12 protein-coding genes are annotated in these 13162 nt (G+C 43.1%); 10 read left to right on the top strand and 2 right to left on the bottom strand.

Annotated features, from left to right (window positions below; all coding sequences use genetic code 11):
• Positions 1–249: 249 nt before the first annotated feature.
• The 9 genes from JJ692_RS04490 (at position 250) to rbsB (ending at position 9701) form a co-directional block, all read left to right on the top strand.
• The gene (locus JJ692_RS04490) at positions 250–1731 is read left to right on the top strand and encodes a spore germination protein (protein WP_206534263.1); all 1482 of its coding nucleotides are present in this window, start codon (positions 250–252) and stop codon (positions 1729–1731) included.
• Positions 1721–2818, top strand: coding sequence for a GerAB/ArcD/ProY family transporter (locus tag JJ692_RS04485; protein WP_024423672.1), 1098 nt, complete (start codon positions 1721–1723; stop codon positions 2816–2818). Before JJ692_RS04490 ends, JJ692_RS04485 begins: the two co-directional genes overlap by 11 nt.
• Positions 2808–3950, top strand: coding sequence for a Ger(x)C family spore germination protein (locus JJ692_RS04480; protein WP_151039788.1), 1143 nt, complete (start codon positions 2808–2810; stop codon positions 3948–3950). Before JJ692_RS04485 ends, JJ692_RS04480 begins: the two co-directional genes overlap by 11 nt.
• A gap of 117 nt (positions 3951–4067) precedes the next feature.
• The gene (locus JJ692_RS04475; RefSeq protein ID WP_024423674.1) at positions 4068–5054 is read left to right on the top strand and encodes a LacI family DNA-binding transcriptional regulator; all 987 of its coding nucleotides are present in this window, start codon (positions 4068–4070) and stop codon (positions 5052–5054) included.
• Positions 5051–5929, top strand: coding sequence for a ribokinase (rbsK, locus tag JJ692_RS04470; protein ID WP_151039786.1), 879 nt, complete (start codon positions 5051–5053; stop codon positions 5927–5929). The genes JJ692_RS04475 and rbsK overlap by 4 nt, the downstream gene beginning before the upstream one ends.
• Entirely contained in the window at positions 5926–6318 is a 393-nt protein-coding gene (rbsD, locus tag JJ692_RS04465) for a D-ribose pyranase (protein ID WP_034281179.1), read from the top strand. The genes rbsK and rbsD overlap by 4 nt, the downstream gene beginning before the upstream one ends.
• A 15-nt stretch (positions 6319–6333) precedes the next feature.
• Positions 6334–7815 (top strand): sugar ABC transporter ATP-binding protein, encoded by a 1482-nt coding sequence (locus JJ692_RS04460; protein ID WP_056765604.1) that lies wholly within the window; start codon positions 6334–6336, stop codon positions 7813–7815.
• A gap of 1 nt (position 7816) precedes the next feature.
• Positions 7817–8770: a ribose ABC transporter permease RbsC gene (rbsC, locus tag JJ692_RS04455; RefSeq protein WP_024423678.1), complete on the top strand. Its 954-nt coding sequence runs from the start codon at positions 7817–7819 to the stop codon at positions 8768–8770.
• A 13-nt stretch (positions 8771–8783) separates the two neighbouring features.
• A complete protein-coding gene (gene rbsB / locus JJ692_RS04450) occupies positions 8784–9701 on the top strand; it encodes a ribose ABC transporter substrate-binding protein RbsB (protein WP_024423679.1) in 918 nt (305 codons plus the stop codon).
• A 36-nt stretch (positions 9702–9737) separates the two neighbouring features.
• Here rbsB and JJ692_RS04445 read toward each other — a convergent pair whose 3' ends face one another.
• Together JJ692_RS04445 and alsR are read right to left on the bottom strand one after the other, a co-directional pair.
• Positions 9738–10340 (bottom strand): flavin reductase family protein, encoded by a 603-nt coding sequence (locus JJ692_RS04445; RefSeq protein ID WP_426501795.1) that lies wholly within the window; start codon positions 10338–10340, stop codon positions 9738–9740.
• Positions 10341–10414: 74 nt separating this feature from the next.
• Positions 10415–11302 (bottom strand): acetoin biosynthesis transcriptional regulator AlsR, encoded by an 888-nt coding sequence (alsR, locus tag JJ692_RS04440; protein WP_133744483.1) that lies wholly within the window; start codon positions 11300–11302, stop codon positions 10415–10417.
• A 150-nt stretch (positions 11303–11452) separates the two neighbouring features.
• Here alsR and alsS point away from each other — a divergent pair, with 150 nt between their 5' ends.
• Positions 11453–13153 (top strand): acetolactate synthase AlsS, encoded by a 1701-nt coding sequence (alsS, locus tag JJ692_RS04435; RefSeq protein ID WP_206534261.1) that lies wholly within the window; start codon positions 11453–11455, stop codon positions 13151–13153.
• The last annotated feature ends 9 nt before the right edge of the window (positions 13154–13162 follow it).

Here is a 13162-nt window from a genome sequence, read left to right as displayed (position 1 = left end):
AAAAAATTGGGATAAGATGTAAATATTTGATCATTTCGGTGTACCTTCTCTTTACGATATTCGCACCTTATGACCTAAACAATGAAACATTATTCATTTGTTTTTATCAAGATTCATCATTTCTTAACATTTTTAATGTGAATTTAGTTGAAAGTTGTCAGCTTATGTCATGCTTTCCCCAAAGGAGACGAATAAAATCCGCTTCTCCGCTTACACTATGGGTAAAAAATCTGTGAGAGGAGGCTAAAGATGCCAAACACCAATGAGCAGACACGCCTGCATTTTTTATCAGGCAGCTTCGAGGAAAAAATCCGTATCCTAAAAAAAACATTTCAGCAAAGCGGCGATTTTGAATACCGAGAGTTAATGGTGAATGAAACAAAATCTGTGCTGTTCTTTATTAAAACAAGAATTGATGAAGGCAAATTAAATGATTTCATTATCGGTAACTTATTAGGCTCTCCTGGAAAGCAGAATTATATAAAGTCTCTTAGCACACTTGAAACAGGCGACTTGACGCTGATCACAGACAGTATTATTGCGGGAAGTATTGCCTTTCTTGATGAAAACTCCTCGCAAATCAAGCTGTTTGCTGTCGGACAGCCGCCGCTGCGCTCTATTACTGAACCGTCTTCTGAAAGTATTATCGCAGGTGCACATGACGGGTTTGTTGAAAGTCTTGATACCAATATCTACTTACTGCGTTCGCATTTAAATGATCGGAAACTCGCCATTCAATATCATAAGGTCGGTACAAAATCGGAAACAAAGCTTGCAACGGTTTATATATCTGATATTGCCAATCAAGAAAAGGTCGAAGAAGTCAACAGACGGATTTCTTCTATTAAAGTAGACACACTGATAAGTCCTGGCTCTATCGTTGAGGCAATTGAGGAAGATTCATATTCTATTTTCCCGCAGCTGATTGATACAGAACGTCCGGACAAGGTAAGATCTGCGATTCTTGAAGGCAGAATAGTCGTACTCATGGATGGCAGTCCAATGGCCATCATTCTGCCTATCACGTTCTTTAGTTTTTTTCAGTCGCCGGATGATTATAACAGCCGCTGGATTCCTGCTACGTTTATTCGTATTCTTCGTTATCTTGCCTGCATCATCGCAGTCATATTGCCATCTTTTTATATTGCGGTTATTGCGTTTCATTATGAGGTTGTCCCAGATGAACTAGCTATTACGATGAAGAACTCTATTATCGGCATTCCCTTTCCTCCATTGATTGAGGCTATGCTGATGGAGATCACAATTGAACTTATACGTGAGGCTGGGGTGCGTCTGCCTAAACCGATCGGGCAGACCATTGGCATCGTAGGAGGTTTGGTTATTGGGGATGCGGTTGTACAAGCAGGACTTATTTCGAATGTCCAAGTGATTGTAGTCGCTGTGACGGCTGTCGCTTCATTTGTACTTCCGTCGTTTGAAATGACGTCCACCATCAGGATGCTTCGTTTCCCGCTCATGTTTATGGCATCGATGTTTGGATTTATTGGCATTTCATTTGGGCTCGCCATTATTCTCATGAATTTATGCCGCCTAGAATCACTAGGGGTGCCATATTTATCACCTGTTACTCCATTTAACTGGCAGGACTTAAAAGATACTGTGGTTCGACTCCCAATGTGGATGTACAAAAACCGCCCTGTTTATTTAAATCCGCAAAAGAACAAACAAATTGAACAACTGAGAGGGTGGAAAAAGAAAAATGAAAAATAAAATATCTCCACCTCAAGCTGTTTTTTTTATCATCCAATCTCAAATTGGTGTTGGTATTTTAGCGCTCCCCCATTTGCTAATGAAAGACATGGGACACGATGGCTGGATGGCAATAATTGTCGCGTGTTTTTTTATCCAAATCATCAATACCATTTTTCTTTATATCATCTACAAGTATCCAGAAACGTCATTTTTCCAAGCGCTGATTGAGGTCTTTGGAAAATGGATTGGACGCACCTTGGTCGTGCTCTATACGGTATACTTTGCCTCAGTCTGCATCGTAGTCCTTTCTATATTCACAAGGATTCTTGGCATATGGGTGCTCCCGCTCACACCAAACTGGGTGATTAACCTATTACTGATGATATGCATTGTCTATATCGCAAAGGAGCAAATTACAGCCATTGTCAGGTTTAACTTTATCTTAACTCCCTTTTTGCTCATGCTCTCTCTATTGATGTTCTATTCATTGAAAGGAACCAATATTGATTACCTTCTGCCCTTTTTCCAAACAGATATTTCTCAATTTCAGCTTGGATTGAAGGACGTGGTGCTGTCAATGAATGGATTTGAGATGATTTTAATCATCTCTCCACTGATGAAGGGCACCATTAAGGAACGATATAAAGTGATGACCATTTCAAATATATGCACGACGCTTTACTACCTATTTATTACATTAATTTGTTTTATGTTTTTCAGCCCAGCTGAGCTTGATGTTATCCCGAATCCTGTTTTGTATCTATTAAAAACCATTACATTCGGTGTCATTGAGCGCACGGATTTAATTTTTCTAAGCTTTTGGGTCTTTGTCATTTTAGCCACACTGAGTAATTATCTGTACTTTTGTGCAAATGGTGTGTCCAGTATGCTGAAGAAAAAAAATCACAAAAAATATGTCTACTATTTTGCCATTTTGATTTATGCTGCAAGCTGTTTTCTTTCAACTGATAACTTTAGAATTCAGCGCTTCAATGACTTTACTACCGCTGCACAATATTCATTTATATACACACTTCCGATCATGATGGCCGTTATCATCTTTATCAAACACCGCAAAAAGAAGGTGAAATCACATGCATCATAGGTACATATTGACACTGCTTATGTGTGTTTCCCTCATTTTCATGCCTGGCTGCTGGGATCAAAACCTATTAAAAGACATCTCTCTCGTATTAACTTCAGCTGTTGATCAAGGAGAGGATGACAATGCGAGATATTCGATTACCTATCGAAAGGTGCAGCAGTCTCAAAGTATGCAGCAAGGGAATTCAGGCAGCTATTTAACCACTGTTCTCACAACCGATGCGCCTACTTTAAGAAAAGCAAGAAGCAACTTTAGCCGGAGTGTAGACCAAAAAATTGATATGTCTAAAATGAGGGTCCTGCTGATCGGTGATGAATTTGCCCAAAACCGGCTGCTCCCTTACTTAGATATGTTTTATCGCGATCCCAAAAGCCCTTTGCTCGCAAACTTGGCAGTGGTGCAAGGCGGGAGTTGTGTGGACTTAATCAATTCTCTGCTCAAGGAAAAACTCATTGTGAGCGACTATTTAAACAACCTGATCACTTCTGCATCACGCTCCTCACAAGTTGCACCTAAGAACATTCAAAATATCCGGTCCAAAATGCTGCAAACCGGCGAGGATTTCACACTGCCATTACTCTACTACGATAAATCAAAAAAGTTAACGAGTGTAAGGGGGGTCGCCTTATTTGATAATGAGAAAATGAAAGGAGAACTTTATGCGCAAGATGCCATTCTGCTCACCATCATGGATGGAAAAATGGGCAGTTATGCAAACTTCACAAAAAAAGTAAGAAGTGATATGAAATCAAAGGAGAACAATTACATCAGCATTCAAGTTACCGATACAAAAAGAGACATTAAAATCGTCAATCCTGATCATCGAAACGTAACCTTCTCTCTTGAGTTTGAATTCAATACCTCTGTTATTGAATATCCGAAAGATAATTTAGATACAGACAAGAAAATTGAAATGCTAAATAAAAGGCTGTCAGCTATTTTGACTAAAGATGCCGAAAGAGTCATTGCGGCCCTGCAAGAAGCAAATTCTGACGTCCTAAGCCTTGGCAGAAAATATAGGGTAAAACACTATGATGAATATATGAAAATGAACTGGGTCACCGATTATCCGAAGGTGAAAATCATTCCAAAAGTGAAAGTGAACATTACACAAACAGGTATTATTAGTTAAGAAAAGGAAGAAGCCTTCTTTCTTTTCTTTTTTTATTTTTTTTAGATTGTCATTTCGATGCTTTCGTGATAATCTATGTGTGTAAACGGTTACACATTCATGAAGGGAGGCTCTCCATTGGCTACAATTAAAGATGTCGCAAAAGCTGCACAAGTGTCTGTTGCCACTGTTTCACGCGTGCTCAATGATACTGGATATGTTCATTCAGATACGAAAACTCGCGTGACGCAAGCGATGCAGGAGTTGAACTACTTTCCCAATGAAGTGGCTAGATCCCTTTTCAAAAGAGAATCACGCTTAATCGGCTTAATCTTGCCTGATATCACAAACCCCTTCTTTCCTCAGCTTGCTAGAGGCGTTGAGGATGAGATTCATGCGCACGGTTTTCGGTTATTATTCGGAAACAGTGATGAAGATCGAGAGAAAGAAATGGCATACTTGCAAACCTTTAAACAAAATCAAGTGGTCGGTGTCATCGCGGTCACAAATGAACCTGAGTCAGATATATACAATGATGATGATCTGCCTGTTGTGTTTTTAGATCGAACAGTTCCACATGCACCTTCTGTTTTTGCAGATGCTGCAGCTGGCGGGAAAATGGCGGCAATGGAATTAATCAGACGCGGTAGCCGGCAGATCACACTGTTAAAAGGACCTGCCCATCTGCAAACAGCGCGGCAGCGATTCAAAGGCGCACTCGATGTTCTCACGGAAACAGGTGTCGACTTTCATGTGATGTCTAATGCTTCCTTTTCCTTTCAAGAAGCTCGAAAAAGTGCCAAGGCCCTTTTCCAGCTGTACCCAGAAACAGATGGGATCATTGCCAGCAATGATATCGTCGCAACAGCGGTCATCCATGAAGCGCTTCGAATCGGAAAAGCGATTCCAGGAGACGTTCAAATCATTGGATTTGATGATATTCCGCAAAGTGAGCTGCTCTTCCCTTCCTTATCGACCATAAGGCAGCCCGCCTATGAGATGGGAAAAGAAGCGGCACAGCTGTTAATCAAAGCGATTCAGAAACAACCGATAGATCAACCAGTTATTCAAATGCCCGTCTCTTTTATTGAACGAGAGACCACAAGAAAGGTGGATTCACAATGAGTCATATTGTTGTAGTAGGAAGCTGTTCAATGGATTTAGTCGTCACTTCAGATAAACGGCCAAATGCCGGTGAAACGGTTTTAGGCGAATCGTTTAAAACGGTCCCAGGCGGGAAAGGTGCCAATCAGGCAGTCGCAAGCGCCAGACTCGGTGCCGATGTATATATGGTCGGCCGAGTTGGTGATGACGCTTATGGCCATGATATTCTCAGCAATTTACAAGCACAAGGTGTCCGTACCTCATATATGAAACCGGTTACCGAAATGGAGAGCGGCACAGCTCATATCATTTTAGCAGAAGGTGATAACAGCATTGTAGTGGTCAAAGGGGCAAATGACGAGGTTACTCCTGACTATGTAAGTAATGCTCTTTCTACAATTGATGATATTGGGATGGTTCTCATCCAGCAGGAAATACCTGAAGAAACGGTCGAAGCGGTCTGCGCCATTTGCAGTGAAAAAGAAATCCCTGTCATTTTAAACCCTGCACCAGCCCGTAAAGTATCGAAGCAGGTTTTAGATCAGGCTGCTTACATTACACCGAATGAACATGAAGCTGTTCTGATGTTTGATGGTCTGCCAACCAGAGATGCCTTGCGTCAATACCCTAACAAATTACTAGTCACAGAAGGAAAAAATGGGGTTCGATACTTTGATGGAACGAAAGACGTGTTGGTTCCAGGCGTTCCTGTCAAAGCAGTCGATACAACAGGAGCTGGCGATACCTTTAACGGAGCCTTGGCTGTCGCTCTAACAGAAGGCAAATCCCTCTATGACGCACTTGCCTTTGCCAACCTTGCAGCATCAATGTCCGTCACAAAGTTTGGCGCACAAGGCGGCATGCCAACAAGAGAAGAATTGGAGAAAAAGAAATGAAAAAAAACGGCATCCTAAACAGCCATATCGCCAAGGTGCTTGCTGACCTTGGCCACACAGATACAATCGTCATCGCAGACTGTGGTCTTCCTATCCCAGAAGGTCCAGTCAAAATTGACCTAGCATTATCAATCGGCACACCATCCTTTCAGGAGGTCACCTCCCTCCTTCTTCAGGAAATGGCCGTTGAAAACATCACTGTAGCTAGTGAAATCAAAGAAGCCAATGAACGAGATCATTTATTTCTTAAGAAAGCGCTCTCAAAATCGTTACATGAAGTAGACCACGAGACGTTCAAAGACATGACCAAACAGGCAAAAGCAGTCATTCGAACGGGTGAAGCCACCCCATACGCAAACTGCATTCTTCATGCCGGTGTCATCTTTTAAAAGGAGGAGCCAGATATGAACATAGAAATGCATAACATCCATAAGGCTTTTGGAAAAAACACCGTTCTCTCCGGGGTCTCCTTTGACCTCGTCACAGGTGAAGTCCACGCACTCATGGGTGAAAATGGTGCGGGAAAATCAACTTTAATGAATCTGCTTACAGGTCTTTATTCTTTAGATCAAGGAACGATACAAATCGACGGAAAAGAAACCGCTTTCAAAAATCCGAAGGAAGCGGAGCAGCACGGCATCGCCTTCATTCATCAGGAGCTCAACATATGGCCGGATATGACCGTCTTGGAGAATCTATTCATCGGGAAAGAAATCTATACGAAACTCGGACTGCTAGATACTAAGAAAATGAAGACCCTCGCCCAAACGCAGCTGGACCGTTTGTCTGTGAATCTCTCACTTGAACAAGAGGCAGGCAGCTGTTCTGTTGGACAAAAACAGATGATTGAGATTGCAAAAGCATTAATGACCGATGCAAAGGTCATCATCATGGATGAGCCGACAGCAGCTCTTACGGAACGGGAAATCGAGAAGCTCTTCCAGGTCATTGAATCTCTCAAAAAAGAAGGCGTTTCCATAGTCTATATTTCTCACCGTATGGAGGAAATCTTTGCCATCTGTGACCGGATTACGATCATGCGTGATGGGAAAACGGTCGATACGAAGGCCATACCTGAAACGAATTTCCATGAAGTCGTCAAAAAAATGGTCGGCCGTGAATTGACAGATCGATATCCTGAGCGAACGCCTTCTACAGGAGACATTGTCCTTGAGGTGAAACAAGCAACGAGAAAAGGACAATTTCAAGATATCAGCTTCTCAGTTAAAGCTGGAGAAATCGTTGGTGTTGCAGGCTTAATGGGTGCTGGCCGGACCGAAATGATGCGGTCGCTCTTTGGCCTTGATCCTCTTGATCAAGGAGAAATATGGGTTCATGGAAAAAAGGCTGTTATTAAAAAACCAAGTGATGCCGTCAAGCTCGGCATCGGCTTTATCACAGAGGATCGCAAGGATGAAGGATTGATGCTTGATGCATCCATCCGAGAAAACATCGGTCTGCCAAACTTAAAAAGCTTCTCTCCAAAGGGATTGATTGATAAGAAAACAGAACAGGATTTTGTCGACCTTCTCATCAAACGACTGACGATTAAAACGGCTTCCTCTGACATCTCTGCCCGAAGCCTGTCTGGGGGAAATCAGCAAAAAGTCGTCATCGCCAAATGGATCGGCATACAGCCGAAGGTCTTGATTTTAGATGAACCAACACGAGGAGTCGACGTCGGAGCGAAACGAGAAATCTATCAGTTAATGAATGAGCTGACCGATCGAGGCGTTGCCATTTTAATGGTCTCCTCTGAGCTCCCAGAGATACTCGGGATGAGCGACCGGGTGCTCGTCATTCATGAAGGAACCATCAGCGGAGAATTAGACAAAGCAGAAGCAACGCAGGAACGAATTATGACACTAGCTACAGGAGGGAAGTAACATGAAACCACTTACTTCAAATGGACGATTTGATCACATCATGCAAAAGCTTGGGCCATTCTTAGGACTCATCATCCTTGTCGCCATTGTTTCTATTTTAAACCCGGCCTTTTTAGAGCCATTAAACATCTTAAACTTACTAAGACAAATCTCCATTAATGCCCTCATTGCCTTTGGCATGACGTTTGTTATTTTAACTGGAGGCATTGATTTATCTGTCGGTGCCATTCTCGCACTATCCAGTGCCTTGACTGCCGGCTTTATCGTTTCTGGCATGGACCCGATTTTAGCCATTATCGTCGGCTGTATCATCGGTGCCGTTCTTGGGATGATCAACGGTCTTTTAATTACAAAAGGAAAAATGGCTCCTTTTATCGCAACGCTTGCCACGATGACGATTTTCAGAGGTTTGACACTCGTTTATACAGACGGAAATCCGATTACTGGGCTTGGCTCTAACTATGCCTTTCAGTTATTCGGCCGCGGATATTTCTTAGGCATTCCTGTTCCAGCGATTACGATGCTTCTCACCTTTATCGTACTTTGGGTACTGCTTCATAAAACACCTTTCGGCAGAAGAACATATGCCATCGGCGGGAATGAAAAAGCGGCTCTCATCTCAGGAATCAAAGTACCACGCGTGAAAATTATGATCTATTCATTAGCAGGCTTCATGTCTGCCTTAGCAGGTGCGATCTTAACATCTCGCCTAAATTCAGCGCAGCCAACAGCTGGTACGTCCTATGAGCTTGATGCCATTGCTGCCGTCGTACTTGGCGGGACAAGCCTGTCCGGCGGAAGAGGAAGAATTGTCGGCACACTCATCGGGGTGCTCATTATCGGTGTCCTGAACAATGGTATGAACTTACTTGGCGTTTCATCATTCTATCAATCTGTTGTGAAAGGGATTGTCATCTTGATTGCAGTCCTATTAGACAGAAAGAAATCTGCTTAAGGAGGCAGCCGCTATGAAAAAATATCTTATTCTCATCCTGACTCTCTCATTGTTCATGCTTTCTGCCTGCTCACTTGAACCGCCGGAGTGGGCCAAGTCATCAAAGGATGGCAAGAAAAAAGACATCAAAATTGGGCTGTCGATCTCGACGTTAAATAACCCATTCTTCGTTTCTCTGAAAAACGGTGTGACAAAAGAAGCGAAAAAGCTAGGCATTGAAGTCGTGATTGCAGATGCACAAAATGATTCAGCTAAACAAACAAGTGATGTAGAAGACCTTATTCAGCAAGGCGTCGACGCATTGCTTATCAATCCAGCGGATTCATCTGCCATATCAACCGCTGTCGAATCAGCAAACGCTTCAGATATACCTGTCATCACATTAGACCGCTCAGCCGAAAGTGGAAAGGTAGAAGCACTTGTCGCCTCAGATAACGTCAAAGGCGGAGAAATGGCAGCTAAATTTATCATTGACAAGGTTGGCAAAGGAGCAAAAGTCGCTGAATTAGAAGGCGTACCAGGCGCTTCCGCTACACGTGAGCGTGGAAAAGGATTCCATCAAATAGCGGATAAAGATCTAAAAGTGACAGCAAAACAAGCTGCTGACTTCGACCGGACAAAAGGACTGAATGTCATGGAAAACCTCCTTCAAGGAAACCCTGACATCAAAGCCGTTTTTGCCCACAATGATGAAATGGCTCTTGGCGCACTAGAAGCGATTCAAAGTTCTGGAAAAGACATTCTTGTCGTTGGCTTTGACGGAAACGAAGATGCACTCAGCTCAATCAAAGCAGGAAAGCTCTCTGCAACAGTTGCGCAGCAGCCAGAGCTGATCGGTCAACTGGCAGTCGGTGCTGCAAACGACGTATTAAAAGGGAAAAAAGTACAAAAGAATATCGCAGCTCCACTCAAACTAGAACAGAAGAAATAAACAGAAAACCCCCGAATTCCCTCGGGGGTTTTCCTATTACTGTGGTCTTTTCAGCACAAATGACGTGCCTAAATGGGCATAATCATTACCTGCTAGGCGAGCGACTGGTTTCAGTTCATTAGTAGAAACATAGCCTTTTTCTGCATCATAAACACCCTCATCTAAATGTGCACATACAACCCGGCCAATGATATGATCAACTGTGATCTCCCCTTCATCATTTTGAAAGGTCAGATGTTTTTCCAGCTGACATTCAAAACGAATGCGCGCTTCCTTGATTCCCGGCACTGAAATGACATGACTCTCTACTTGATGAAGTCCGGTGCGATCCAGCTCACTCTCTTCCCGAGGCAATGTAGCAGCTGTTTCATTAATATCTTCTATCATGTCTTCATCACTCACATGGACGACAAACTCTTCCCTGTCAATGATATGCTGCGCAGTATCTTTCATCTGACCATCACGTCGTCCGATAGAAATCGCAATGAGCGGCGGGTGTCCGCTGATGACATTAAAGAAACTAAATGGTGCGGCATTGACAACATCTTCTTTAGACAGACTTGTAATAAACGCTATCGGTCTTGGAACGATAGAACCAGATAATAATTTATATGCCTCTTTTCGTGACAGCTGATCCATTTGCAATGTAATCAATTCAGGTACGCCTCCTTTTAATGTAACGACATCATACCATAACCCGTTCCCTATACCTCTTATTCCAGCTCGGTGCGATGCAGGATATGGTGAACAAGATGAAATAAAGCAGGATTATGATTTTCCCGTCTATAGGAAATCGTCCATTCCGCCAGAAGTTGTTCATCCTCAATGGCCCGATATACAACATCCAGATTAAATAAACGCCGGGCTGATTTTGGAATCACTGCAATACCGATCCCTGCTGTGACGAGGCCAATGATCATTTGATATTCCGCCGCTTCCTGCACGATATTTGGAGAAAACCCGTACTTTTCACATAGCAGGACAAAGTGCTGATAAAGAGACGGCCATGATTCCTGTGATAAAGAAATAATTGGTTCATGCCGGATATCTTCAATCGTGACCGTCTCTTGTTGAGCCAATCGATGATTTTTTGGAATCGCAAAAATACATTCACTTTGCTTCATCAAACGACTCACTAATTCTTCATGCGGCGGTGTAGGATGTAAAAAACCGATATCAATCTCACCATTTAAAAGTGCCTCTAGCTGCTGCGGAACAGAAAGCTGCTGCAGCTCAATACTGACAGAAGGATACAGCTCCCTGAATTCACGTACAACAGGCGGCAGAATATCATACGTCGCCGTTCCAACAAAACCTATGATGATTTTCCCCAGCTCTCCTCTTGCTGTATGACGGGCATGATCAACGGCTTTATCAAGCTGCTGCAGCACTCCCCGAACCTCATGTAAAAAGACCTTTCCAGCTGCTGTTAGCTCCACTACCCGCTTCGACCGGTGAAATAAAGGAAAACCCAATTCTTCCTCAAACTGCTTAATTTGCTGACTAAGTGGAGGCTGTGTCATATTCAACCGCGCGGCTGCTCTGCCAAAATGCAGCTCCTCCGCTACTGTGACAAAATACTGCAAATGTCTCAGTTCCATCCTTTCACTCCTCACACACTTATTCGTGAAACATATCAAAACCACGTTAAACATATATTGGAAAATTTATTTTATGAAATGTATAGTAAATCATATCATGAAAATATATTTTCATAAAAAATTTTACTTGCCGAAAGGAGTGCGGGGTAAATGAAATCTCAAGCACAACCCCTAACAAGACGAGGAGCAGAGTTGATTGTTGATACGCTGATTGCTCAAGGTGTGACCCATGTTTTTGCGATTCCAGGTGCAAAAATTGACGCTGTATTTGATGTATTAAAAGACAGAGGTCCAGAGCTTGTCCTATGCAGACACGAACAAAATGCAGCCTTTATGGCAGCTGCTGTTGGACGTTTAACCGGCAAACCAGGTGTTTGTCTTGTCACATCAGGTCCTGGTGCATCTAATTTAGCAACAGGTCTATTAACAGCCAATACAGAAGGTGATCCTGTTGTCGCAATCGCCGGAAACGTCATTCGTGCAGATCGTCTGAAACGAACACATCAATCACTCGACAATGCGGCATTATTCAAACCAGTCACAAAATATAGCGTTGAAGTACAAGACGTTCATAATATACCAGAAGCGTTAACGAATGCTTTTCGCGCGGCACAAAAAGGGCAGGCTGGAGCAGCATTTATCAGCTTTCCACAAGATGTCGTGACAGAACACACCACACAAACACCAGTGTCTGCTCACCCTTCTCCAGAATTAGGTCCTGCACCAGATGCTCTCATCAGTTCGGCTATCGCCAAAATTCAAAATGCACACTTACCTATTGCGATTGTGGGAATGAAAGCTAGTCGTCCAGCTGCTGCAAATGCCACAAGAGCATTATTAAAAACACTTGGTATCCCATTTGTTGAAACGTACCAAGGAGCCGGCGTTCTCTCAAGAGAGCTCGAGTCTCAATATGTAGGCAGAATCGGCTTATTCCGTAATCAGCCGGGTGACCTTCTCATTGAACATGCAGATGTCCTTTTGACCATTGGCTTTGATCCAATCGAATATGATCCGAAGCTTTGGAATCTTCAGCCGCAGCAGCGTCAGATCATCCATGTTGATGACATGCAGGCAGATATTGACCATTTTTATGAGCCAGCGCTTGAGCTTGTAGGCAATATTTCTGAAACCGTCAAACATCTAGCGCATGACAGTGTTCCCCTTTCTCTAAGCAAAGAGAACATAGAATTCGTCACTGAATTACAGGAACTATTAAGCGACATCGAAAAGACACCAGAAAGAGAAAGTCATCGATCTCACCCTCTGGATGTCATTCATACATTGAGACGTCTGATTCCTGATGACACGAAGGTCACGTGTGATATCGGATCTCACGCGATTTGGATGTCCCGTCACTTCCGCGTCTATGAACCGAATTCATTCCTGGTAAGTAACGGCATGCAAACATTAGGCGTCGCATTACCATGGGCAATTGCGGCTTCTATCATGAATCCAGATGAAAAGATTATCTCGGTCTCAGGTGATGGCGGTTTTCTCTTCTCCGCAATGGAGTTAGAAACAGCTGTCCGCAAGAAAACAAACCTCGTTCACCTTGTTTGGAACGACAGCACATACGACATGGTCGCGTTCCAGCAGGAAATGAAATATGAGCGTACATCCTGCGTTAAATTCGGGCAGATCGATTTAGTGAAATATGCGGAAAGCTTTGGAGCGACTGGACTAAGAGTCAACTCACCTGAGGAGCTTTCAACCGTCCTTCAAAAGGGTATAAACATAGAAGGACCTGTGATTATTGATATTCCGATTGACTATCAAGACAACCCTGACCTCGCCAGTCAAAAATGGCCAGAAGTCTTTCGCAAAAAACATGCAATGAACGTCAGATAAGACTTCGAT

The sequence above is a fragment of the Bacillus sp. 3a genome (genome assembly GCF_017161885.1).
In the GTDB taxonomy this organism is placed as follows: domain Bacteria; phylum Bacillota; class Bacilli; order Bacillales; family Bacillaceae; genus Bacillus; species Bacillus safensis.
This window is presented reverse-complemented; position numbering and strand designations above follow the sequence as displayed.